The sequence below is a fragment of the Halocatena marina genome, assembly GCF_023276375.1.
Taxonomy (GTDB): domain Archaea; phylum Halobacteriota; class Halobacteria; order Halobacteriales; family Haloarculaceae; genus Halocatena; species Halocatena marina.
Window position 1 is genome coordinate 222,789 of the sequence record NZ_JALLPK010000001.1, and the last position, 25,014, is coordinate 247,802.

The 25,014-nt window shown below is 54.2% G+C and carries 23 protein-coding genes; 8 read left to right on the forward strand and 15 right to left on the reverse strand.

Annotation, left to right across the window (positions count from 1 at the left end; genetic code table 11):
* Positions 1-72: 72 nt before the first annotated feature.
* From MW898_RS01115 to MW898_RS01145, 7 genes are read right to left on the reverse strand one after another with little or no spacing between them, the layout of a single operon-like run.
* Positions 73-624, reverse strand: a complete 552-nt coding sequence (locus MW898_RS01115) for a DUF7261 family protein (protein WP_248903797.1) — start codon at positions 622-624, stop codon at positions 73-75.
* Positions 621-1,106, reverse strand: a complete 486-nt coding sequence (locus MW898_RS01120) for a DUF7262 family protein (RefSeq protein ID WP_309242223.1) — start codon at positions 1,104-1,106, stop codon at positions 621-623. The genes MW898_RS01115 and MW898_RS01120 overlap by 4 nt, the downstream gene beginning before the upstream one ends.
* On the reverse strand, positions 1,099-1,785 hold the full coding sequence (locus tag MW898_RS01125; protein ID WP_248903798.1) for a DUF7263 family protein: 687 nt from the start codon (positions 1,783-1,785) through the stop codon (positions 1,099-1,101). Before MW898_RS01125 ends, MW898_RS01120 begins: the two co-directional genes overlap by 8 nt.
* Complete coding sequence (locus MW898_RS01130; protein WP_248903799.1) at positions 1,778-2,230, reverse strand: DUF7266 family protein; 453 nt, start codon at positions 2,228-2,230, stop codon at positions 1,778-1,780. Before MW898_RS01130 ends, MW898_RS01125 begins: the two co-directional genes overlap by 8 nt.
* Entirely contained in the window at positions 2,223-2,969 is a 747-nt protein-coding gene (locus MW898_RS01135; RefSeq protein WP_248903800.1) for a DUF7289 family protein, read from the reverse strand. The genes MW898_RS01130 and MW898_RS01135 overlap by 8 nt, the downstream gene beginning before the upstream one ends.
* Positions 2,966-4,822, reverse strand: a complete 1,857-nt coding sequence (locus MW898_RS01140; RefSeq protein WP_248903801.1) for a type II secretion system F family protein — start codon at positions 4,820-4,822, stop codon at positions 2,966-2,968. The genes MW898_RS01135 and MW898_RS01140 overlap by 4 nt, the downstream gene beginning before the upstream one ends.
* Positions 4,812-7,226, reverse strand: coding sequence for a type II/IV secretion system ATPase subunit (locus tag MW898_RS01145; RefSeq protein ID WP_248903802.1), 2,415 nt, complete (start codon positions 7,224-7,226; stop codon positions 4,812-4,814). Before MW898_RS01145 ends, MW898_RS01140 begins: the two co-directional genes overlap by 11 nt.
* 421 nt (positions 7,227-7,647) lie before the next feature.
* Between MW898_RS01145 and MW898_RS01150 the strand changes: the two genes are divergently transcribed.
* A complete protein-coding gene (locus MW898_RS01150; RefSeq protein ID WP_248903803.1) occupies positions 7,648-8,652 on the forward strand; it encodes a transcription initiation factor IIB in 1,005 nt (334 codons plus the stop codon).
* A gap of 83 nt (positions 8,653-8,735) precedes the next feature.
* On the opposite strand, the gene MW898_RS01155 is transcribed toward MW898_RS01150, so the two are convergent.
* Together MW898_RS01155 and MW898_RS01160 are read right to left on the reverse strand one after the other, a co-directional pair.
* Positions 8,736-9,602 (reverse strand): 2-oxoacid:ferredoxin oxidoreductase subunit beta, encoded by an 867-nt coding sequence (locus tag MW898_RS01155; protein ID WP_248903804.1) that lies wholly within the window; start codon positions 9,600-9,602, stop codon positions 8,736-8,738.
* Positions 9,599-11,362: a 2-oxoacid:acceptor oxidoreductase subunit alpha gene (locus tag MW898_RS01160; protein ID WP_248903806.1), complete on the reverse strand. Its 1,764-nt coding sequence runs from the start codon at positions 11,360-11,362 to the stop codon at positions 9,599-9,601. Before MW898_RS01160 ends, MW898_RS01155 begins: the two co-directional genes overlap by 4 nt.
* Positions 11,363-11,852: 490 nt before the next feature.
* Between MW898_RS01160 and MW898_RS01165 the strand changes: the two genes are divergently transcribed.
* Positions 11,853-12,503, forward strand: coding sequence for an FAD-dependent oxidoreductase (locus MW898_RS01165; RefSeq protein WP_248903808.1), 651 nt, complete (start codon positions 11,853-11,855; stop codon positions 12,501-12,503).
* 568 nt (positions 12,504-13,071) lie between these two features.
* On the opposite strand, the gene MW898_RS01170 is transcribed toward MW898_RS01165, so the two are convergent.
* Positions 13,072-13,896 (reverse strand): helix-turn-helix transcriptional regulator, encoded by an 825-nt coding sequence (locus tag MW898_RS01170; RefSeq protein ID WP_248903810.1) that lies wholly within the window; start codon positions 13,894-13,896, stop codon positions 13,072-13,074.
* Between the two features lie 292 nt (positions 13,897-14,188).
* A complete protein-coding gene (locus tag MW898_RS01175; RefSeq protein ID WP_248903812.1) occupies positions 14,189-14,461 on the reverse strand; it encodes a hypothetical protein in 273 nt (90 codons plus the stop codon).
* A 365-nt stretch (positions 14,462-14,826) separates the two neighbouring features.
* Here MW898_RS01175 and MW898_RS01180 point away from each other — a divergent pair, with 365 nt between their 5' ends.
* Positions 14,827-16,803 (forward strand): aconitate hydratase, encoded by a 1,977-nt coding sequence (locus tag MW898_RS01180; protein WP_248903813.1) that lies wholly within the window; start codon positions 14,827-14,829, stop codon positions 16,801-16,803.
* 103 nt (positions 16,804-16,906) lie between these two features.
* Positions 16,907-17,368, forward strand: a complete 462-nt coding sequence (gene rimI / locus MW898_RS01185; RefSeq protein ID WP_248903815.1) for a ribosomal protein S18-alanine N-acetyltransferase — start codon at positions 16,907-16,909, stop codon at positions 17,366-17,368.
* A gap of 79 nt (positions 17,369-17,447) precedes the next feature.
* Here rimI and gdhB read toward each other — a convergent pair whose 3' ends face one another.
* Positions 17,448-18,740: a glutamate dehydrogenase GdhB gene (gdhB, locus tag MW898_RS01190; RefSeq protein WP_248903817.1), complete on the reverse strand. Its 1,293-nt coding sequence runs from the start codon at positions 18,738-18,740 to the stop codon at positions 17,448-17,450.
* A gap of 321 nt (positions 18,741-19,061) precedes the next feature.
* Between gdhB and MW898_RS01195 the strand changes: the two genes are divergently transcribed.
* From MW898_RS01195 to MW898_RS01210, 4 genes are all read left to right on the forward strand, one after another.
* Entirely contained in the window at positions 19,062-19,478 is a 417-nt protein-coding gene (locus MW898_RS01195) for a DUF5810 domain-containing protein (protein WP_248903819.1), read from the forward strand.
* 141 nt (positions 19,479-19,619) lie between these two features.
* On the forward strand, positions 19,620-20,054 hold the full coding sequence (locus tag MW898_RS01200) for a DUF5809 family protein (RefSeq protein WP_248903821.1): 435 nt from the start codon (positions 19,620-19,622) through the stop codon (positions 20,052-20,054).
* Positions 20,047-20,724 carry an NUDIX hydrolase gene (locus MW898_RS01205; protein ID WP_248903823.1) on the forward strand — a complete coding sequence of 226 codons (678 nt, stop codon included), beginning with the start codon at positions 20,047-20,049 and terminating at the stop codon, positions 20,722-20,724. The genes MW898_RS01200 and MW898_RS01205 overlap by 8 nt, the downstream gene beginning before the upstream one ends.
* A 105-nt stretch (positions 20,725-20,829) precedes the next feature.
* Positions 20,830-21,189 (forward strand): rhodanese-like domain-containing protein, encoded by a 360-nt coding sequence (locus MW898_RS01210; protein WP_248903825.1) that lies wholly within the window; start codon positions 20,830-20,832, stop codon positions 21,187-21,189.
* Between the two features lie 98 nt (positions 21,190-21,287).
* On the opposite strand, the gene yciH is transcribed toward MW898_RS01210, so the two are convergent.
* The 3 genes from yciH to MW898_RS01225 all read right to left on the reverse strand — a co-directional run bounded on the left by yciH (position 21,288) and on the right by MW898_RS01225 (position 25,014).
* Entirely contained in the window at positions 21,288-21,581 is a 294-nt protein-coding gene (gene yciH, locus MW898_RS01215) for a stress response translation initiation inhibitor YciH (protein ID WP_248903827.1), read from the reverse strand.
* 95 nt (positions 21,582-21,676) lie between these two features.
* The gene (locus MW898_RS01220) at positions 21,677-23,890 is read right to left on the reverse strand and encodes a transglutaminase TgpA family protein (protein ID WP_248903829.1); all 2,214 of its coding nucleotides are present in this window, start codon (positions 23,888-23,890) and stop codon (positions 21,677-21,679) included.
* Positions 23,887-25,014 carry a DUF58 domain-containing protein gene (locus tag MW898_RS01225; protein WP_248903832.1) on the reverse strand — a complete coding sequence of 376 codons (1,128 nt, stop codon included), beginning with the start codon at positions 25,012-25,014 and terminating at the stop codon, positions 23,887-23,889. Before MW898_RS01225 ends, MW898_RS01220 begins: the two co-directional genes overlap by 4 nt.

The window sequence follows — 25,014 nt, forward strand, 5'->3', positions numbered from 1 at the left end:
TATGGTTCGATTTTAACACGGATATTCGATATATATGCGCTTGATGAGTGCAAATATTGGGCAATTATTTAATCACCACTCAGCTTTGATGAGTACTGTTGTTTCAATACGACTCTGTTCGGTCGTGATCCTCACGTCGAGTGCAACCACGAGAACGTGGGTTTCGCCGATACGATTCTGTACGACAACACCACGGTTATTTTTGCAGGGGCCAAACTGTCGGGCAGGCCCACTTGGACAGTGTGTGACAGCCCATGCGGCCGCCGCTGAGTCGTTGTAGGTGACGTGGTACACGGTCCCTTTTTCAATCTGAGACCGTTCGAGGGCGGTAATGTGTGGCTGTAGACGATTACGGACGTTGATGACTGTGTTATTACGGCGGTTCCACTCGTTGCGGGTGGAGACGTTCGTCCCTGTCCTGTGAATGGCATGTTCGAGCAGCTGTTTTGCGTTTGCCACTGGTTCAGCGTGTTCGCTGCTCACCTCGACATCGTCATTGTATCCTAACTGAAGATACGCGAAGACGATTGGAATGAGGGAAATAGCAACGAATATCGCTGCAACGAGCACCATCTGTCCTCTCTCTGTCGTTGCACTCTCATTTGAGCCGTTTCCTTTTGTCATACATACCACACGATAATGGTTACATCACCGTTCATGGTCGTCGTAGTCGCGGTTCCAAGAGAGACACCAGACGGTACCTGATACCCGGCAGAACCGTGTGGTGTTCTAATGTGGAACATCACATTCCCCGGAAGCAGATGGCTGATGCGATGTTTCAGCTGCCCACGTTCGCGATCGAATGAAGTTGGTGAGTGGATGATTTCGGATAGTCGAGAAGTTCCCTGTCCTCGATTGTGGGCTGGTTCGTTTGTCAGTACTGTTGCCACGTCATCCGCGTAGATTTCGAGTTGTGCATCAGGAGTATCCGGCGCTGGAATGCCGAGGACGACACCGAGTAGCACGGCGAATATGAATATCGTACCGAGTGCGACTTCTAATAGCGACAGCGACAGTTGTGCTTTATCGACGGTCGAGTGGCCACGAGCGGTGTCGAGTTTTATTATTTTTTCATTGTCGCTCTCTGCTCGATGTTCATTACCCATCGACTGTCACCACTAGTTCCGTCTTCGTCGTCTGTACCGGATAATGCGTGACAGTTACTGAGCCCGCCGCTCCGGCTGGTTCAAGCCGCAACTCTGTCTCTTCATAGCGTGAAAGATCGACATCGAACGTGCCTTCGATACCATTCGGTGCGTAGAGAGCGACCCGATCATTCGCTCGAACTGTCGTGATCGCCGCAGCGGGGTCGATAGTAATCGTTGCCCGTGAACTCCGGGGTGACAGTGTGAGTGTCTCACCACGAAACGGAACCGACACAGTGTTTTGATGCTTGATGAGTACCACACGACGAACCGTAGTTCCTCCTGTCGGATCGCCTCGTTTTAGAATTGTCTTGTTACCGAGTTGAATCTGGATATCAATCCCATGTGAGATCGGATACGTGCGATTGAGCTGTGTGCGTGTCAGTGATCGTGCTCGCGTTCTATTGATAACATTTGCTCGTGCTGTCAGATTCGATTCTTCGCTTACTAATTTCTCGGCGAGTGAAACAGCAATATGTCGCTCCCCTGAATTTCTATCGGCAGTTCGATATGCACCATCGATGAGTATGAGAGAGAAACCAACAGCCGTCGTCAGCACGAACAGCGAAACGACGAGTGCAAGGAGATTCCCCTGTCCCCTTTCGTCGATGTTCCTTCCGCGACGATCCTTCCTACTCATTGTTCTCACTATTCAAATTTATGATGTATCTAGAGTCCTTTCCTACAACTCGAACAATGAGCGTTTCGTGGCTCTGCCACTTGCCCTCAATTCCGATAACGGTTCTTGGCAGTACAAGCGGAACCCGCCCGCCAATATTCGGATGGGGATGATTGAGAACAAGCGATCGATTTGCTGCCTGTAGTGAATACGCCTGATCTCGAATTGTCGCTGGCAATTCGAGGCCGAATCGAGCATCGATATGTCGTGTAGGAGGTGGCACAGCTTGTTGTACCCGCTCTGCAGCGGTTGCCAGTGTCCGATCACTGACCTCGTTAGCGGTTGCCGTCCGGTATTCCGGTATCACGCTACCGTACAACACGGCTGTCAGGATACCGATGTACAGGACAACGATACTAATCGAGAGCGCTTTACTGATAATCGGAGTGAGACCACGGTTATCCACTGTTTACCTCCGTGTTGAAATCGTGAATTACGAGATAGGTGTCCTGTTCGCTCCCAAGCGTTGCAATGACGCTTTCAATGCCGTCCCCGTCAATATCTCGTCGTTCGACTGTCCCTTCCCAGTCGGAAAAATATCGGACAAATGGTTTAGGCGTCTCTGTCTCGATCGCAACTGCGTACGTTCCATTCCCAATCCGTTTTCTCGTGTGGGTTACGTTGGTACGCAGTGTTGCGATTACGCCTCCAGCTCCCGAGACGGCATCGGTTGTCCCTATTTTCGACGTTCCAACGATGAGCATGTCACCGTCGGATGATCTGGTTATTGGTGGTTCGGTGTGAAGCCACGCGTTTCCAGATGATCCGCAAACGATCGCACCGGAAACGAATGCGACACGACTGTTTCCTGTGGTGAAGACGAGCGCGTTAACGTCGACGGTGCGAACCACGTTCGAGTCGGTGAGTAGCCGCAGTTGACGATCAGACGATCGAAGCGTTCCTTCGGAGAACGACAATCGTTCATGGTGCGTACCGGTCATCTTGGCTGGAGAGAAGGCGGTGTCCATCTCGTCAGCGACACGCGTCGCGTCCGCGCTTGTTGTCTGCTGCTCGATGAGAACTCCAACGCTCGCGGTGAGAGCACTCATCGAGATGACCGCTACACCGAGAAGTAATGCAACCCCGATGACGTGTGATTGAGCACGGGTCGAACGATTATAGTCCGGCTTCGTGTTCTGACTCATATCATCCCCGTCCCTGAGAAAACGGCATAGGCTGCTCCGACCAGCAGTGCTGAGTGAAGCAAAGCCTCATACTTCCCGCGACGGGCAGTCCCGGCAAACCAGCCACACGCGAGCATTGTTGATTGCGTGACGACATAGAACTGAAATCGATCACGCTCTGGTTGAATAGCGTCTGGATTGATTGCTACTCCTGCATTCATCCCGGACACAGAGGCGAGCTGAGTGAAACTATCTATCACATAGCTATTAACTGCGATCATGATACCAACGATGAGCACTGCAGTCGTCCAGCCGACAGCGACGTATACGGCCATCGTGCTTCGGAGTGCCCGTTTCTCGTGATAGAGTCGTCCAATTTCCGTTTGGAGCGTCTCGAAAACGTCGTCGATATCGCTTCCGACATCGAGTGCGCCGGTTACGAGACCGATCGTCTGTTCCGTGAGTGACGTTCCAACACGATCGACGAATCGATCGAGTGCTGCTGTCCGGACATCACTCTCGTCGCTGTCTGCAGTCGTCAATAGCCCAAGATTGAATGCGAGAGCGTTGACATCCGGTTGAAGTGGGCCGAGATCGACATCTCGTGCGACCCGGGTGACTGCCGCATCGAATGGCCGTCCGAGGCTCACGTGGCCGGCAACAGCGTGGACGAAATCGCGCATTTCGTGATCCTTTGCATCATCACGCCTCGCACGTCGTGTTGACACAATACCAACGGGAATCCCAATGGTGACATAACCAATGAGGAGGACGTTCACTATGTTGTATCCAGCAACCGCACAAACCACAACGACGACGAGCGTAATTGGTGTCATAACGATACCCGCACTGATTGGGTTGATTGATGCACTATCGAGTGTCGCAAGAATTCCTTCGGGTCGCCTGTAGGCCGGATCGACCAAATCTGGTGGCCGGAGCGTTCCGATCAGCCACGACGTTCCGATACCGATCCAGAGAACAAATATTGCACTTCCGTAGACTAACACTGATCGGAGGGAAATGGATCCCACGGGCGTGGATATCGTTTGAGAAAGACTGGGTGACAGCACGGCCATAACCGTGAGAATGATAACGAGAAGCGCTGGAAGGACCAACAAGACGACGAACATCTCTGCGATGAGCTCGAGGAAGTCGCTCGATCGCTGTCGTGAACGTGCTTGTCGGTGCGAGAGCATTCGTGATTCCATCCGTAGGTAACCGGAGAGTGCATCACCCCCCTGGCTAGCGTGTTCGCCGAACTTCAGCAGAAAGGGAGCAAGAAGATCCTCTGAAGGGGTGTCTCGTGCTACCCTCCGGAGACCCGAATCGAGGTTTCCGGTTAGTGCAGCGTGGTTGAGCGCCCTTCGAAATCCGACGGCGGTTTCGCCATACGTCTCCTGTTCTGCAACCTTCCGGAGCAGTGTTCGTTGATCGTCGCTCCCTGCCGCCAGTGTACGGAGATATCTGACAGCCCCTGGTAGCGTTTGTTCGATATTTTCGCGTCTGACGGTCCTAATCCACTTGAGATAGCCCCGTCCTCCCAACAAAACTAAACGCTTTCCAATGAGTCCCAGCAGCGTTCCGCTTGCGAGGGCCACGTAGACGCGTGAGAGGGACCATGCTTCGAAACTTGTCAGTACCGATCGGGGAATACCTGTGGCAGGGACGGTACCCACGACGGTCGCCGACACGATTACTGTAAGAACGAACACGCCCCACGAGAGACCGTAGATCCGTGCCAGATAGAAATCGAAATCCATCTTGAATGCTGTACCACGAAAATATCGCCGGTCCTGATCGTGTCGTGTGCTCTCAGCATGCCGGGAAAACAGTGCATACAACCCTCGATCGAGCAGGCCAGGATTACTCGTCATCCCATTCCTCCTTTTCGCCTATGCTCTCGAGTTCGACACTACTTTGATAGAAGATATTTCCTTCTGAATTTATGGCGATATCGTTCTCTGAATTACGGTTGTGTGTGGTATCTTCGCGCCAATCCCAGTGAGGTGCGAACAGCTGGTTTTGTCTCTCCCGGCCGATTGTTGTGCTGTTAGTTTTTCTGAAAGAGGTAAGGAATCCAAACAAATCATCGATGTCAGTTACGTCTTCTTCGATGAGATGCTCGACGTATCGGTGTTTCCGATCGAACGATGACTCAATATCTTCAGTTTGGTAGTCCGTCCGTTCGGCCAATCGTTCGAACAGCCGAATTGATGCAGTCTCTGAATCATCGGACGCAGACTCGTCGTAAGCGAATGTGAAATCTCCGTCTGGCGTTCGCTTAAGGATCGTGTTGTAATGAATCGTCGTGTCCTCACGCCTGATGGTCGTCGTGTCGACACCGTCTGGCTCGGAAACGATTTCGACCACCTCTCCGACGTAGCGCTTGCCATCGACATAGCGTGGGAAGATTACGAGATCGATCTCTGAGAGCAGATACGATGGAAGTCCCTGTTCGATAACTCGGTTGACGAGTCTCTCCATTGTTTCTGCGTGCGTGGTCCCAATAATTCCGTGGCCGGTCGACATGATCTCGCCGAACGTGGCGAAACTCTCTGGAGTGTTGATTTCGGCGATGACTTCGACATCAGGGTTGAGGTAGTTCGCCTCAACCATCAGATCGGCCATCGTCATCTGCTTGCGTGTCTCCTGATGATCGCGAGTTCTCAGTGAGACCCCCGTTTCGTGGGGTAAACGAACCTCTCGGGATCCCTCATCGATGCTGATCGGGCGAGCATCGTGTGGAATGAATGGAATGTGAGCGTTCATTAGTGTCGTCTTTCCAACACCGGTTGGTCCCGAAAAGAGCACGACACCGTGGTATTCGAACAAGAGCCAGAGGAGGGCAACGAACTCAGTTGGGATACTTCCGTTCTGAACAAGGTCGACCGGCGTGAGCGGATCTGGTGATTGCTTACGGATTGAGATGTGAGGGCCGTCTTCTGAGATGATCGGCAACGCGACAGCACACCGGATCGTCTCACCAGTCGATTCACCAGCGATGTCAACTGGATCGAGATTTACCTTCGCGCTTGGTGTGCTCGCGTTGAGTTCGATGCCGTCGGCAGCTGCGAGCTGTGTGACGACGTTGATGAACGCTTCTTCGTCCTCGAACACGTGGTTCGTTGGAATTCGCTCCATGCCCCGAGGGACGACCTTGATTCGATCTCCGACGCGATTGGCCTCGATGTCTTCCAGCCGTCCATCGCGGATCGGGATCGTCAACTGTCCGTGACCGATGTAATCTCGAAGAACGTAGTAAAGGAGATCCGTTAGTCGATCTGGTGAATATCTGTCACTGATCGGTGGTTCGAGAAGATTGTACTCCACAAGCGCCGCGTGGAATCGATATCGGACCGAATCTAACCACGCACGCGTGTTTTGTGAAGTGAGCTGACGTGCGAGGAGTGTTTCGGCGCGTTCACGGACAAACGTGATCCTGTTAGTGCCGGATGAGCCGGGCGATCTGTCAGCTGCTCGGCTTACGAGAATCTCATCCACATCGATTTCCCAGAGACGCTCTTTGCACTCCTCAATCAGCTCTGTATCTCCCGGTAACAGATCCGGCTCTAGCACCGCGTATTTCGTCGTGAACGGATCGTTGGCTGAACTCTCAAACGACGTTTTGTTCGAGAGCGGATCCACATCGAGAGCGCGCTCGCGGTAGATGACGACTGGTATCTCGAAATCGAGAAACGAAACAGTGTACCGACGAAGACGTTCGTTGGTGAATCGGTTCCGGTGTACTGTTTCCTCGATGCTCGCTGTCGCGGTGTACTCGCGCGTGTACACCGTGACGTTTTCATCAGTCCAGTCAACGCCCTCAATTCGATCGTCGAGAGCGTACGGCGTGAGCTCCTCGAAACATCGGATGCGTGCAAGGGCGTGATATTCAACTCGTCGCCGCGCAGCAGACGAGAGATCGATCAATTGATCGATTTTCTGCTCGTACTTCTGGTCGAATCCCTGCTGCATCCGTTCAATGGCCCCTCTCCGCGTGAGTGGTCGCTCCAGATCCGCCGCTGAAAAATACTCGACAATCCGTTCGAGCACCGTCGTGCTGTGCTCAGACAACCGTGGTTCGCGGACCTCGTACGCAAACTCCCTGTTCTTTTCTGTTGTTGTCGCCGATCTCGTCTGCCGAATCGTTGCAACAACTCCCGAATGGATCTCGTACTGAGAGCACACGTCCGGTGCGTACCACGCCGCCGAATCAGCGGGCGCAACCGGTGGCGGGACAGTCATCGTCTCGTTCGGCATACCTGCACTCGTCTGCATGCCGTGGATTCGACAACTAATCCGATTTAAACTTTAGCCGAATTCACTACTGGGGGTTGTTCAGTCTGTTGTCCGACGACCTCCGGTTCGTGTTCAAGATCGTCTGCAGGCATGACGTCACATTAGCTAACCATAGAATGATAGCTAACCATGCAAGGAATGGCTCAACAATACGCTTCGTGCGGTGATTTGGAGCCGCGATTCTCTGAGAGACATTTTCATTTGGAATCACCCGATTTCGCGCGTTCTCGACGGTTCCTTCCCGTCTTTTCGACCATTTTGAGAGATTGGTGATAATCCCCTTTTAGTACGGATGGTGATGGATAACTGAAGACAGCATCCGAGTAATGTAGGCGAATATCGAAGCGACCCGCCGTCGGCGGGTATCCAGATCTCAGCCGACACGCTATACCACAAGACAATGTCACACGCCACGACCGAACGTACACTCAAACGGCACGAGCGCCGTACCGCTGAAGAACACGACGAAGCAGAACACGACGGAGACCACGACACAGAGCACGTAGAATCTGGACGAACCGAATGTCCCGAATGCGGCTCTACGAGCGTCGTTCAGGAACAGGGAGAGCGGTGCTGTGGGGAGTGTGGGCTTGTTGTTGAGGACGATTTGGTCGATCGTGGTCCTGAATGGCGCGCGTTCGACAGTCAGGAGCGAAATCAAAAGTCCCGTGTCGGGGCCCCAACGACGCACACGATGCACGACAAGGGACTCACGACCGACATCAGTTGGAAGAACAAGGACGCGTACGGGCAGTTCCTCTCTACGAAAAAGCGCAACCAGATGAATCGGTTGCGAAAGTGGCACGACCGTCTTCGGACGGTGGATAATGCGGAACGAAATCTTCGGTTCGCGCTCTCTGAGATTGACCGCATGGCCAGCGCGCTCGGCGTTCCCAAGTCGGTTCGTGAGGTTGCATCCGTCATCTACCGACGCGCACTGAGCGAGGATCTCATTCGCGGACGTTCGATCGAAGGTGTCGCCACAGCAACTCTCTATGCCGCCTGTCGACAGGAAGGTATTCCACGCAGTCTCGATGAGGTGACAGAAGTCGCGCGTATCGATCGACGGGAGATTGCACGAACGTATCGCCACGTCTCACAGAATCTCGGACTGGAACTGAAACCCGCTGACCCAAAACAGTATGTTCCACGCTTTTGCTCGGATCTCGATCTCTCCGAGGAAGTACAGACGAAAGCGAACGAGATCATCGATGTGACAGCCGGAAACGGACTACTGTCTGGGAAATCTCCAACAGGGTATGCGGCCGCAGCAATCTATGCCGCCTCGTTGCTCTGCAACGAGAAACGCACACAGAACGACATCGCCTCTGTTGCGCAGGTAACGGAAGTCACGATCCGAAATCGGTATCAAGAACAGATCAAGGAGATGAACATCGTCGCGTGAGCGTGCGTGCTGGACGATCCAATCAATGAAAATCAGGATCGAAACGAGTAGAATTCGTGTCCGCAGTTGTTCAGCAGTGCCCCTTAGTAGAACTCTCGGACGAGATCCATTGCGTCCTCGGGCGCGCCATCAGGGATGTCGGCCATGTTCTCGGTTAGTCCGTGCGATTCGTTGTACGAGACGCTTTCTTCGTTCTGGTAGATGACGCCTTGGTACTCTTTTTCGCTGTCGAGGATGACGTCCGTCGCTTGGTCGTAGTCCGTTGGGTCGTACTCGTCGTCTTCACCAAGATCGACCAACGAATCGCGGAAGTAGTCGTAGGTGTCAACGTCGTTGAACGTCACGCAAGGACTGTAGACGTTGACAAAGCCAAAGCCATCGTGTTCGACGGCTTTCTGGACGATCTCAGCGTGGCGCTGAGCGTCAGAAGAGAACGACTGGGCGATGAACGTCCCACCGGCTGCAAGCGCGAGTGCGAGCGGGTTAACCGGTGCCTGCTGTGGTCCTTCCGGTGAGGTGGTGGTCTCGAAATCCTCGCGACTGGTCGGCGAGAACTGCCCTTTCGTCAGGCCGTAGATGCGGTTGTCCATGACCACGTACGTCATGTCCATGTTTCGACGCACTGCGTGAATGAAGTGACCGACGCCGATGGAGTAGCCATCACCGTCACCACCAGCAACCATCACTTCGAGCTCGGGATTGGCGGCCTTCACGCCCACTCCAACCGGGAGTGCGCGTCCGTGAACGCCGTGAAGTGCGTACGAGTGCATGTACGTCCCGATCTTCCCCGAGCAGCCGATTCCAGCCACGATGAACGTGTTATCGGGGTCGTTGCCCGTGTTTGCGAGCGCCTTCATCATGCCGTTCATCGTCCCGAAGTCACCACAGCCGGGACACCACGTCGGTTGTTTGTCGGATTTGAAATCAGTAAACCGTATGTCGGTACTCATGCTGTCACCTCCGTGCTCTCTGCGATCATGTCTTTGACATCAGTTGCAAGCTCGTCTGCTTTGAACCGGATGCCGTTGTATTTATTGATACGATCGACGCGGGTAAGGGTGTCGTGTTCGAGAAGATCGGCGAACTGACCGCCCGCGTTGCACTCGACGACGATAACCTGATCCGCGCTTTCGATCTCTTCGGTCAGATCCGCTCGTGGGTACATGTATGAACAGGAGATGAATCTGACTGAAATTCCGTCATCTTCCAAAAAGTCGAGCGCTTCACGCATTGCGCCCTCGTTCGATCCCCACGAAATGACGAGCGTGTCTGCATCGGGGTCTCCGAACTCGCGGTAGGACCAATCCTCGCGTTCGATTGCGGTTTCGACTTTTCGATCGCGTTTGTCGACCTGTTCGATACGAACGTCTGTGTCCTCTGTCCTGCGGCCGAGTTCGTCGTGTTCCAACCCAGTCGTCATATGCGCGCCACCGGACGTTCCGGGCGTCGTTCGTGGACTGATGCCGTCCTCAGTTGGGTAGTGTGGCTGGAACTGTCCTTGATCGTTCTGCCACGCCTCGATGTCGTCGGATTCGACGAGATTACCACGGTCGATCTCGACCGCATCCATATCGAACTCCTCGGGTGAGAACGTCTGCTCGGTTACGGCGAGCGCGAGATCGCTCGCGAGATAGACTGGGACCTGATACTTTTCTGCGAGGTTAAACGCCTCGATGGTCTTGTGGAAACACTCAGAGATCGTCGTCGGTGCAACGACGAATCGAGGAACTTCACCGTGGCCGCCGTAGAGCATCTGGTTGAGGTCCGCTTGTTCCTGTTTCGTCGGCATTCCCGTCGAGGGGCCCGAGCGCATCACATCACAGATAACCAACGGTGTCTCGGTCGTAGCGATTAGTCCAAACGTTTCGGTCATCAGATCGATTCCCGGACCAGAGGTGGCCGTCATCGATCGTGCTCCCGCCCGTGCCGCACCGAGTGCGATATTGATCGCTGAAAGTTCATCCTCTGCTTGGATGACCGCTCCACCGTAGCGCTCGATCCGTCCGGTGAGATACTCCATGACGTTCGTCGCCGGCGTAATCGGATAGCCAGCGTAGAACCGACAACCTGCGGCGATCGCTCCCATACCAATCGCCTCGTCCCCGTTCAAGAGCACGTAGTCGTTGTCCGTCGTTTCGAGTTCGTACTCGAACTCGTGGTCGTAGTTCTCCTCAACGTAGTCACGTCCCAAGCGAGCGGCTTGCTGGTTGTTCTCAACGATTGCAGTTCCCTTGTCTTTGAACCGCTTTTCCAGCGATTCATCGAGGTTCTCGATCGGGAAGTCCGCGACTTCGCAAGCTGCGCCGAGTGCAACGACGTTACGCATGATCGCTCCTCCCGCGTCTTCAGCGAGGCGCTTGAGCGGCACATTGAGATCGATCATCTCGTCGGGAACTTCGAGATCCTGCATCGTCGTTCGCTCACCGTCGTAGATGATGACGCTCCCCTCGTGGAGTTCATCGAGATTCTCATCGACAGTGCGCTGGGTGAGCGCGATGAGGATATCGAGGCGGTCGACGACGCTCTCGACCCGATCAACCGACGTCCGGACCTTGTACGCCGTGTATCCACCACGAATTCGAGAAGCAAAGTCCTTGGATGTGAAGACGTGTCGTCCGGCCCGCGAAAGTGCCTGGGCGAAAATTTTTCCCGTTGAGTCGATACCATCGCCAGCTTCGCCGCCGATGGCCCAATTAAGGTCTTCGTGCATACTGTTGCAAACGTACCTCTCGCCCGTGCAAAAGGCTTCTGAATGCCTAATAGAGATTCGTTCGAATCAGTTCGTAAATTGTCTATTCCCGCTCTTCTCCTTCGATCTTCGACCGAACTATCACACTATATACTTTTATTTTATTCTCCTTGTCGACTTATTTCTTTTACCATTGTTCCAATTTGTTTTGTTTCGTGGTGGATTTGTACTATCTTTATTCTATCTCTGTTCCGTTTTTGTTCGTTTACGCCCGCCGTGACCTCGGTAAGCACATTTATTTGTATTGTGGGCTGAGTGAATCATTGGGGAAGTCAGTCGGGTAATTCACGCTGTTTGAAAACGGCTGTGGTGCACCACACAACGAATGCGAACGAGTTCCATCCCTCTGACATTCGATAGCACTAATCAGTAGACACTAATCGAACGCCACGCGAGCGGTTTAGTGAGTCCGAGTCAATGCACTAACGTACAGTCAGCAGTAATCACACGCATGGACCCGACAACTGTCTCGGTTGTGACTGTCCGCTCCGTTGGAGCCGAGGCCATCGCGCTCGAACTACGTACTCCGTCCGATTTCGACGCCCGTCCCGGTCAGTTCGTCAAGCTTTCTACCGAAATTGACGGTGAATCCGTCTCTCGTTTTTATACAATCTCATCCCCGCGTGTTACCGACACGTTCGAGACAACGCTCACTATCGATCCATCGGGAACGTTTGGTCCGTATCTCGCGAACCTCGAATCGGGCGATTCGATCCGTGTCGCTGGGCCGTTCGGTAACGCTTACTACGAAGAGGAACAGCGAACGCTGATCCTCGCGGGCGGTCCCGGTGTTGGGCCAGCAGTTGGGATTGCCGGCCGAACGCTCGACGACGGCGGTACGACCACTATCGTTTACCGCGACGAGCAGCCAATCCACGAAGACCGTCTCAGCGCGCTTTCACAGCGGGGTGCACAGGTGTTCGTCGGTACAGAATCTGATAGCCTCACGGCAGCAATTGAGGAGACTGAGACTGAGAATGCACAAGTGTTCGTCTACGGCTTCTCGGAGTTTCTCGATTGGGCAACAGAGGCACTATCTGCTGCCGGTGTGGCTGTCGAACCAGCAAAGATGGAGAACTTCGGACCAGCACCGGAGGAATAATCGAACCCATTCGAGAGACATAGCACAAAATCCAGCAGTGAATCGAGACCGGTGAATCTACTCTCGGATGTCTCCGACGACTGACTGTAACACGGCATTACAGAGTTCACACCCTTCGACGGTAACACTGATACTGGACGGCGTTCGCTCACCGAATTCGATATCGCTCGTGCAGTCACAAAGTGGACAGCAGTTTGTTTCGTTCCACACGTGATGTAGAATCGTCTCGTCTATTTCTTCTCGTAACTGTTCGATACTTTTACGTCCGCCTGAATCCAAACCATACATGGTCTTTGTCTTACTGAAGACCACCGGAAGGGTGTTTGGGCACCCTTTCATCTAAGCCAGTGATCGCGTCCAGCGGTCTTCGTGTTTCCATTGATCGGTCACCACTTATAGTTTTAGTGTTCAGATAGAACCTCTAAGAATCAACAGTAGTGAATCTATCGCTGATTCGAGAATTGTGTATCTGTTGTCATACGATAGTACCCAAAAACACCATTGAACTAAAACGATCGTCAGCGATGAATCGAGATGTGGCTGTGTGAATACCTCTTTCTGACGTGGCTCACCCCACTGGATCGCCTTTTCTTGGGATTATCTCTCCAGAATTGACCGTTCGTGCGCCGTTCCGGTAGTTCTGGTATAGTTCTACCGCCCAGTTCAGAAATGCAGGATCGTCGCACTCGATACACGCCCGAATCCGTCCTCGTTCGTCGTATGCGCTCATAAAGCCGCAGTGGTCGGAGAGTGTGAGACCGAAGTCGATCGGCTGTGGAGATTCGTGTAACACGATACTTTCAGGAGAGGACCCAGATGCTGACACCGCGAGGCTCTGTACGCTATCGCTTTTGAGCACTGTCTCGTCTACCACGAGTTCGATTTCGGCTCCGCGCTCGGTCAGTTCCACGTAGAGGTCGGTGTAGTACTGGCTGAGAACCGGAAGGAGACTCCGGACTGTCGTGGGTGAGCTGTTTTTGAGACCGTTCACGTACTGCCTAATCGGTGCGTGCGGCTGATCAGATGTTGCAACGAATATCTCCGCATCGTGAAGCCACTCGGGAGCCGGGACGTGATCACAGTCGGGGAGATATTCGAAGAATGGTTTGCACTCGTGGATTATGCCGACCGTGGTCCGAAAGTCCACGTACTGTTCGGTGATGAGTTTTCCGTTCGTTGTGAGCCGGTAGGCACCGTTCACCTTCTTTGCCCACCCCCGCTCGACTAGTTTCGATAAATTTCGCTGAATTCCTCGGCGGGATAATGAAAGCGCACTTGCGAGTTCACGGGGTGATTGCGGGGTGTTATCGAGATATCTGAGTAGTCTAATCCGGGCCCGCGACATCGCAAGAAATCGAGTGTGCTCGTGGGGATCTGGTGTGTTTTGTGACATGATTCACCGTCCATTGTCAGTTACGACCGCTCGTCCAGTACCGCTGCAAAAGTGAATCCCACCGCATGCTGGACCATTGTCGGTGAGACAACTCAACCGCTGTCTCGCTGTGGTCACTCCACCTCCACGTACTCCCGTACTCCCGATCGATTCCACGAATCGCCGTGTCTTTCGAATGGATTTTCTCCATCATATTCTACATAGATTGTAGTTAATTGAATGTTGTGATGATATTTTGTAGAAGAGTGACTAACGATGAACATTATGTGGTAACATTGTACAATCAGATAGGTTACACGACCGGGCCGTTCCAACCCTCTTCGATCTTTCCGTGATACTCCGGCCATTGGACGATATGCTCACGGTATTTTTTATCCTGATATGTGTCGAGATGGGTGTGGTACATCGTGGTAGATACTAGCAGGCGGAGTTCCACCGAATCGATCGGAAGACCATCACGATAAGCGGTGTTGACATCAGTCGGCCTGTCTACTGCCCTCATCAGGACTGGATTTCCATCGAGTACGACAGCAATTGCCGAGACGATACCACAGACCGACTCCACGTCGCTGCCCCCGGCCCGGAGGTACTCTATGAGCCGCCTGCCGACGCTCCCCAGCTTGAAACTGTGGTGGGCGGGAGGCTGATACTTTCTTGCTTTCAGATGCGACAGCCTACATCGACGTCGAATTTCCCCATCAATATTTCATCTACAATTTTCTGAATAGAATTCTAAGAGAAAAGTTACCATGCCCGTTTGATGGTCGTGTGAGAAGAATAGCATGGTGAAGCTGTCGTTGAACAATCGTAACGCTCGTTAATGAGTCTCTCCCCGTCGAAAACAGCTGAAACCCCGATTTCGGGCGAGAGAACGCAAAAGAAGCCGAACACGAGGAGTTTATATCCGTGGGATGGTGACGTGTGAATGATATGGGACAGACGCTGACCGAGAAGATCCTCACCGATCATCTCGTCGAAGGAGAACTCGAAACCGGAGAGGAGATCGGCATCGAGATCGATCAAGTCCTCACACAGGATACGACTGGTACGCTCGTTTGGCTACAGTTCGAGGCACTCGGCCTCGATGAGGTCCAGACTGAACTCGCAGCACAGTACTGTGATCACCAGACATACCAGTTCGACTTCAAAAACACTGACGATCACCGATTCCTCCGTTCTGCAGCGGGGACGTTCGGTGCACATTTCTCTCGACCCGGAAACGGTATCTGTCATCAGGTTCACAAGGAACACTTCGCGGCACCCGGCAAGACGCTCCTCGGTTCTGACTCGCACACGCCGACTCCAGGCGGGCTTGGTCAGCTCGCTATTGGATCGGGTGGTCTCGACGTCGCTGTTGCGATGGGTGGTGGACCCTACTACATCGAGATGCCTGAGGTTGTGAGCGTTCGACTCGAAGGCGAACTTCCGGAATGGGCAACTGCAAAGGATGTCATCCTCGAACTGCTCCGGAAGCTTTCGGTCAAAGGCGGTGTTGGGAAAATCTTCGAGTACACTGGTCCTGGCGTCGAATCGCTTTCGGTGCCCGAGCGGACGACCATCACGAACATGGGGACGGAGTTGGGTGCGACGAGTTCGCTCTTCCCGACTGACGAGCGGACTGAAGAGTTCCTCTCTCGACTCGGACGCGAGGACGCCCACGTTGAGCTTCAGCCCGACGACGACGCTGAGTACGACGACGAGGTTGTCATCGACCTCTCTGAGCTTGAACCGCTCATCGCCACGCCATCGATGCCCGACAACGTCGTTCCGGTCAGCGAGGTTGCCGGCACGGATGTCGAGCAAGTCATCATCGGTTCGTGTACCAATGGTGCCTACGAGGACATCCTCCCGTCAGCGAAGATGCTCGAAGGTCGTGAGATCGACAAGAAGACTGAGATGATCGTCGCTCCCGGTTCGAAGCAAGCCTCTGAGCTGCTCGCTCGTCAGGGATGGACGGCTGAGATGATGGCTGCTGGTGTCAACTTCTCCGAGGCGACCTGTGGTGCGTGTATCGGAATCGGCCACGTGCCTGCATCCGACTCAGTCAGCTTGCGAACGTTCAACCGCAATTTCGAGGGTCGCTCCGGAATCGAGGACGACTCAGTGTATCTCTGCTCGCCCGAAGTCGCTACTGCAGCGGCACTCAAAGGCGAAATCATCGATCCACGCGATCTTGCGGATGAACTCGGTGATCTCGAAGCCCCCGGTCTCGAGATGCCCGAACAGTACGATGGTTCGACGACCGACCTCATCGCTCCCGACGAGGCAGTCGATGATTCGTTGGTGAAGGGACCAAATATCGGTGACGTGCCACTCAAGGACTCGCTCGAATCCGAGCTTGCTGGCCCAGCACTCCTGAAGATGGATGATAACATCACGACAGACCACATCATCCCGGCCACGCAGGACATCTTGATGTATCGCTCGAACATCCCCAAACTGAGCGAATTCACGCTCTCACGCGTCGACGATTCGTTCGCACAGCGTGCGCTCGATGCGGACGGTGGCTTCCTCGTCGCTGGAGAAAACTATGGCCAAGGATCGTCGCGCGAGCACGCGGCACTCTGCCCGATGTACCTCGGTATCGAGGGCGTTCTCGCACAGAACTTCGCTCGCATCCACAAGGCGAATCTGTTCAACTTCGGACTGCTCCCGCTTGCTATCGACGAAGACGATTACGAGCAGATCGAGCAGGGCGACGACATCGAAATCGTCGACAATGTGGATGAAGCAGTCCGCTCCGGTCAGGAAGCGTTCACCGTCCGTGTGAACGGCGACTGGGAACTCACCGCTACCCTCGATGCGTCCGAGCGCGAGCGTGAGATCCTCGCAGACGGCGGGAAGCTTTCCCACACGCGAAAGCACTACGACCAGAGCACGAGCGACGCGACACCAGCCGACGACTGATCGGCGTTCTTTCATCTGTCTATTCTCTTTTTGCTTCATCGACTCGGGTTTCGACTCGCTCCATGCCGGAGACTCTATCATCCTACGGTACGTATTGGGTGCCGTGACTACGTCCGTACCGGGGAACGATTTCGCTGTTCGTCAAGCGACACGGGCGGATCTGCTCGATGTCTTTCGAATCGAGCACGCCTCTTTTGCACAGCCGTGGCCGTTCCAAGCGTTCGAGCGGTTTGTCGGTGGTGAGGGGTTTCTCGTGGCCGAGCAAGGAAGTTTAATAGCGGGATATATCGTCGCTGATTCGGTTCCAAACCACGGTAGCGCACTCGGACACATAAAGGACTTCGCCGTCCATCCAGACTTTCGAGGACAGGGCATTGGCACAAGACTTCTCCAACGGACGCTTTCGGATCTCGGTATGCGGGGCGTCTATTCCGTTAAGCTAGAAGTCAGAGAGAGCAATGATACGGCGATTCGACTCTATCAGCAACACGGATTCACCCACCGACGGACTGTTCCTCGATACTACGAAAATGGCGAAGACGCGCTGATAATGGTTCGAGACTAATAAGCGAAAACGATACTATCTCCCAGTCTCTCCCTTCCCCGAAACAGTTCACTTCTGTCTCAGTTACAGTGTTTCCGACTCAGGGCCACAGTCCACGCGATTCGTGGGCTTCGACGATTCGTTTGAGTCCAACGACGTACGCGGCATCACGCCACGAGATTTCATCTTCACTCTCGTAGGCGTTTATGACGCTCGTCCACGCTGAGAGCATTTCTGCTTCGAGCTCTTCGTTCACGCGTTCGAGCGACCAACCCCGTCGGTTGATGTCTTGGAGCCATTCGAAGTACGAGACAGTGACACCACCCGCGTTGGCGAGGATATCAGGAATGACTGGGACGTCCCGTCGCTCGAAAATCGAATCTGCAGTCGATGTCGTCGGACCGTTCGCTCCTTCGACAATCATCGAGGCGGAAACATCTCCCGCGTTCGATTCTGTGAGCACGTTTCCAACCGCAGCAGGAATGAGGACGTCTACGTCAAGCGTGAGCAATTCTTCGTTTGAGAGCGCTTCGGTACCGGAAAATCCAGTTACGGCAGCGGGTTCCTCGCCGTGTGATTTGATCGCTTCTGTGTCCAGTCCGTCGGGATCGTAGATTGCTCCGTTGACATCACTTGCGGCAACGACATTTGCTCCCCATTCGTCGAGAAGGCGAGCAGCGTTCGCACCAACGCTCCCGAATCCTTGTACAGCGATGGTCGTTTCATCGAGTGGTTGGCTGTAGTATTTACACGCCTCACGTGTGACGATAGCGACGCTTCGACCGGGGGCTTCCTCACGGCCGTAGGAGCCACCGATAACCGGTGGCTTCCCTGTGACGACACCGGGTGTCGTTTCGCCTTCCTGCATGCTGTAGGCGTCCATAAACCACCCCATCGTTTCCGCATCGGTGCCCATATCCGGTGCAGGAATGTCGTGCATCGGCCCAATGACGCTCCGGAGTTCCTGTGCAAACCGGCGAGTCAGCCGTTCTTTCTCGTTTTGACTGAGTAGCTTCGGATTGACGACGACACCACCTTTTGCGCCACCGAACGGAAGGTCCATCACGGCGCATTTCCACGTCATCCACATCGAAAGCCCGACACACTCCTCTTCGTTCACCTCCGGGTGATAGCGGAGTCCGCCCTTGAACGGCCCACGAACCGAGTCGTGTTGGGCACGATATCCCGTGAATACCTCGACAGTACCATCATCTCGCTCTAACGGAAGCGAAACTCGCTCGACTCGCTGTGGATGCTTGAGACGCTCGATTACATTCGGATCGAGGTCGAGAAGTGCAGCCGCACGTTCGAGTTGCCGTCGAGCCGTTACGACCGCAGATTCAGACTCCTCGTTCTCGGCTTGTTCCTGTGAAATTGAGACGCCGGTTGCCATCTTTAAATACCTCCTCTGATTTTGCCGCCGCTACTCGAGTAGCCAGTGCTGTTGGTCCGCGAATTGGTCACCGGTGTCTTGTATCGCAACAAACCGCTCATCCACACCATTGTCGTGTGTTGTGCATGGATGAATATAATATTAATCCATATATGCGATATTAACACATCCAGCAGAATCACGATCTTTTCAGTTTGCTGTCGTATTACGACGCTCTGCATCTTCCACTCGCGCTTTTTGATGGACTGTTCGACGCTGTTATTTCGATCGGTGCTTGTTGTATCTCACAAGGGCTTTCCGCACGGCGGCTGTACAGTGGCCATGGGATACGAGTGCCCTGTCTGTGAGATCCCGCAGGCTGATGGCAGTCACCTCGCGAACCACGTCGCGTTCACTGCGATCATCCATGGTGACGAACACGAGGCGTGGCTCGATGAACGTGTTTCCGGTTGGTCTGATATGGGCCAAGACGAGTTAGCCGACGTACTCACCGAACTATCCGAGGAGACGACGTTTCCACAGGTGTTCGAAGATACAACTACCGGTGGTGAGCATCAACACGACCGCGAACGGTCTGGACAGTTGTTCGATGAACCATCGATGGCCGAACAGGGCGTTGGAAATGGTCGAGAACAACAACTGGACGCCCAGTCCGGAACGTTGGACGTAGAGGCACAGGCCGTTTTGGAAGAGGCTCGACGAATGACCGAATCGAAATTAGAAACTGACGAAGAGTAATCGGTGACGTTTCGAGTTGGTATCGTTCCATTCCTCGATTCTCATCAACCAACACGGTATCAGCCATGCTCAGTACTACACAGCAGAGTCGATCATAGCGCCTGCGATGAACATAACTATCCCTCCCGAGTACCCTCGATCATGCATTCGGTCGGTATCTTCGCCCCTGAAACGGTCGAGGCGGCACACGAGCAATACGACGCACTCGGATTCTCCGCCCAAACCGTCGTTCGTGAGGTTGCAAAGGCGATGTCGTTCGACAGAGACGAGTATCGAGAGCGCGTCACCACTGATGTCGTGATGACCGCGCGCGAGGCCCTTTTCGCGTCATTACTCGAAGTTACAGTTGGCACACGCGAGGAGTTCGACGAGTGGTGTGCTGATCGAAACGACGAGGTCGAACTCGCAGGGAATGAGAACGTCGACCACGTCGTCTGGCATCCGATCCCGTTTGCGGGTGTGATTGTCGCAGCGACGTTTCAAAATGAGGAAACAGCAGCTGTCGGAACGCTCCAACGACAGGCGTTCGGTCGTCACTACCGGAACGCATTCGAAGAACACACCACAGATGAGTGAATTCAACGAGTCCGGTCCCGACTCCAATCACGATCACGATCACGAAACGAGTACAGATACCGACCCCGACGGATGGCAGTTTATCGAGTCTGTCACCGAATACGAAACGGGCTGGTACACTGGCGGTTACGATCGATTCAAACAGCCAGACGGGACAGAAAAGCAGTACTACTGGGCGACACTCCCGCCTGCTGTGGTCGTCGTTGCCCGGGACGGAGATGAGCTGGTGATGGTTGAGCAGTTTCGGCCTCCGATCCGTCGATTATGTCTCGAACTCCCCGCTGGCATCGTCGATGCCGATGATCTGCCGGCTGCTCCGGATAACATCGACCGTTCGGACACACCGGGTGGATTGGCGGCAACTGCAGATGTTCCTCCTGCTGCCTACGAAGCGGCAGGTGCGCGCGAACTCCGCGAGGAAACCGGGCACGATCCGAACGAAATCATCTTCCTCGATGACTTCTGGGTGGCGACCGGCGTGCTCACACATCGTCGCGGACACGTTTTCGCCTCCGATCTTGACCCAACCGACCGCAAACTCGATACGAACGAGTTCATTACCGTTCGTCGTGTGCCCGTTAGCGAGGCACTTGAACAAGCACGGACCCCACCCTCCAATGACGCCACGATCGAAGGACTGCTACTAGCAGAACACGAAGGACTGCTCTAAGCGATCTGTTTAGTACATTGCGTATCTCTGTCGCCACCTTTGATGCTGTGTTCTTCTGTGCGGATAGATCCGGTACTATATCCGTATCCGGTGGTTTGATCGGACATGGACGGCGAGATTACCGCAGCAGAGTTGAAGACGTTGCTCGATACTGATGAGGACGTTCGACTCGTCGACATTCGAAACCGGACTGCGTTCGAACGTGGACACATCCCCAGCAGCGACAACATTCCGTTCGAAGAACTTCCACAGCGGGTTGAGGAACTCGATGACGACGACCACATCGTCACTATCTGTCCACTTGGAAAGTCGTCGATTCAGGCGGCCAGGCTCATCGAATCGTACGAGGGAACGAACGATACGACTATCGAGAGCCTAGCTGACGGATTACAGGGATGGGAATACGCGCTCGAGTCGAACAACGGGAACGCAGAGACGAACGACGGAACAAAAGCGCCCTTCTAACCGCATCCTCTGAGCTATTTTCTCTTGTAGGTAAAGTGTTAACGGAGGACGGCCTCCTCGTTGGATCTGTTCACATGATCGTGCGGCGTAATTTTGCGTTAAGCCACGTTGAATCCCTGTTCGCGGAGGAAGTCTTCGATTCGACCACTATGATTTCCTTGGAGTTCGATGGAACCGTCTTCGACGGTACCGCCACACGCGAACTTCGATTTGAGATCCGATGAGAGCGAATCCATGTCGACATCACGTGGATCGAACCCTTCGATGACCGTTACCTCTTTTCCGTATCGGCGCTCGTCGATGCGGATTGTAATCTCCTGGGACTCTTTTGCAACGTCTTCACAGACGCAGAGTTCCTGGGGCAATCCACACGTCGAGCAGACTTCCGACATTACGAGCGGAAGTACTCGATGGCCCTATTAAACACTATCGACCGTTCAGCCAAAAAACGCCGTCTCGTCGTGCCCTTGAGAGTCTGCGAGATGCGCTATAGGAGAGATCGTTCGCGCACACGTCGATTAACGATATCGATCGCTTCGTCTGCAAGCGCCTCTGTCGCCTCCCCTCCGTATACGGCGCGTTCGTATATCTCCTCAACCCGCCGTGCAGAATCGTCACCAACGACACGAACGTACTGCTTTCTCGTCTCTCCCGGTCTCCGCGGTCGATGCTCGCGTGCAAGGATGTATTCGAGTCGTTCGAATGCGCGTTCGATGTCACTCTCAGGATCGGTACGCGGCTGTCGGCGGAGCCACACTTCTCGGTAGGCCCGTCCACCGACGCCACTGCGGCGTACCACGGCCGCAATTCCCAACAGGACGATCGTTCCCAAAAACATTCGATCTCTCGAAGGGAGCATAATCTGCAAATCGCTCAATCCACCCTCCTTGTCGGCATCCGAGTCGCTTAGATCGCTCTCGCCACTCGGCGTGAATCCCGGAGGAGATGGGTTGTTCGATGAACCCTCTCTGGTTTGCTGTTGAGCTTCTGATTGGGGTGTGGATGTCTCGGTCGAGGTGGTTCCGTTACCCGCACTCTCGTTTTCATCAGGGGTCGGTGTTGGTGTCGGTTCCGTCTCGTTCGTATCGACGTTTGGGACTCCCTCAGATCGGGCGGTTTCGATGACGTTCTGTTCTGCTTGCTGGCGCGCTCCACCCGGCGTCGGGTCGAATTTGATCCATCCGTATTCAGGGATGTACACTTCGACCCATGCATGTGAGTCAAGTCCACGGACGACCCACTTATTCGAGTCTACACGCTGGCCCGGCGTGTATCCGACGACGAACCGGGCCGGAATATCCTGCGTTCGAAGCATTGTAACCATCGTCGTGGCAAAGTACGTACAGTACCCACGGTCCATCTCGAAGAGGAAGCTGTCCGCGATGTGGTCGTTCGGTCGCTGTACATCGAGCGAGTAGTTCTTGCTCCGCTGGAGATGTTCTTCGATGATCCGTGCCGTATCGTAGCTGTTGTTGGCGTTCGTGGTTAGCTTGTCAGTGTACTCTTTGACTCGTTCGGGTGTGCTGCCCGGGTTTTTTGTGTATCGACGGAGGACTTCGTCCGGATAGTCATCAGAACTGGTGCGCAACTCCTCCGGAGAAGCCGCTGGGACCGAACTGACAACACTGTACGAATCACCTGCATTGAGTCGTGTCTCTGGTTGTACGCCCTCAAAACCTGTTACGCGCGCCGAGTGGTTATCGACGGAAATGGGCTTCCACGCCGCGGGCATGACGTTCACCGGTTGCTTGGCACGAACTGTTTGTCGAATGTTTTGGTTCGGTCCCGGTGGCTGTGATAGCGAACCATTGTACGAATGGCTGTTTACGGTTCGTATCCAACTCGATCCAGTGTAACGGTCGTACGCCCCAACACGCCAGTACGCCTGCTGGTCGCTCTCGACTGTGAATCGAACTGAGGGGCTGAGGCGTATCGATCCTTGGATCGAGAGCTCGTTGTCAGCGTTCGTGAGGCTCCCCTCAACTGTCTGTGGATCGTTCGCTCCCTCTCTTGAGAGCACTGGGTGACTCTCACCGCCAGGAACGACACTCACTGTGGCCGTGAGAACGACGATCACAGCAAGAACAATAGCGAGCGCATTTGCTGCCGAGAGATTCCCACCGCTGTGATCGAGGTCTCCGAACCCAACCGTCGCTGCTGCCCCGAGCACACCGATGAGACCGGTTGTTACGTCCACGTCCCCTGTGAGAATGAAGAACCCAAGCGCAACGCATCCTACGCTCGTTGCCCGTCCATACTGTTTTCGAGAGGCGAAATACGACGTGAGAAATACAGGTACGGGTGCGACTGCTGTCGCCCAGACGCCAGCGTTGATGATTCGGAGGATCGACAATCCTGTGATGAGTGCACCAAAATCTGCCAAGAGAATATCTGTTGAGATGACGAACGAATATCCTTCTGGGAGTGTTGGGACGTACAGTGCGACCCCACCTGCTGCGATGAAGGCAGCACAGAGGTACGCAATCAGTGGCATCATGAATCGTCCAATAACGATTCCACCGACGAATGCCCCAGTCACAATAATGAAAAACAGCTGCATGTCGCCGGTGATATCGACTGCGCGATGGAGCACACTCAAATACGACCAACTCAGAACGAAGAGTCCAAGGAGTGCGAATAGCCACGGCGACTCAGCTTGAAATCGCTGTTTTGTGTCGAATTTTTCTCTCAGCCTACTCATGCGGGAACACTCTCACTTTCCTCGCCGCTATCGCTCCCGCTTTTCTCTTTCTCTTTCCGTATCTTTTGACTTCGGTGCCTGTCGCTGCTGTCGATTGCAGTTTTCTGTTTCCTGCTGTCGAGGTCATCACGAGCGCCCTCAATTGGCTCCTGATTGGTTAGCTGGTCAAACGAGATCGTTTGTCCCCCGTCTCCAACTTCGATGGTTACCCGGCCCCGTTCACCGAGAACGTATACGTCTGCTGACTCGACGCGTTCCATCGAGACGCGGCCCGGGTTAGTTCGCGCGAGAAGTTCGAGCATTCGCTGTCGATGGCGTTCATCGTGTCCCTTTTCGAGATGTCCGTTCGGGACTGCGAGGCTGACTTCGATACCGCGATCGATGAGATATGCAACGATGCTCGCGGTCGCCGTCGCCATCGCGTCGACACTCCGTCCGTGACTGTCTGCGGTTGACTCAGCAGCGATCGAGATACCTTCACCCCCACCGTGTGTGTACTCAACGACAAAGAGGTCGTCTTGATGCTGTTGTTTCGCGCTTGTCTTCCAGTGGACATCACGGAGTGAGTCCCCCGGTACATACTCGCGGAGCTGATCGAATTCTTGTCGTTCGATCTTTTCATCCGCTTCTGTGACTGCTTGTAGTGGTTTTGGCGACGTGAGATGGCGGATGTCTGGATAAACGAGTAGTGTTTCAGAATCGGTGTACCGATAGCGTTTGGTGACGAGTCCAAGCGAGTCGCGCACGTCAACAGACAGTGGGCCAATACTATGCACTCCGCGTCGCACGAGTTCTATGTTGTATGCAACCGTCTGATCTCCGGCGACGGTTTGCTCCACTGTATTGGGACGAATTCCGTCTCCGAGTTGATCGGTGATACTAACCATGCGGTTTGTGTCGAGACGGAGACGTAGCGTCCGGTCGTCTCCCGGAAATCCCGGTTCGGGAATCGAACGTTCGAGTGTTGGCCGGTCAGTCAGCGTGACTTCTGTAACGGCAACCGCGAGTGTCGCGATCGCTGGTACCACGACAGCATCTAATGCCCGTGCGCCAGAATTTGCACCGAGAACGAATCCGAGGACGGCAACTCCAGCGACGACAGTTCCGCGTCGTGTCAGCTTCAT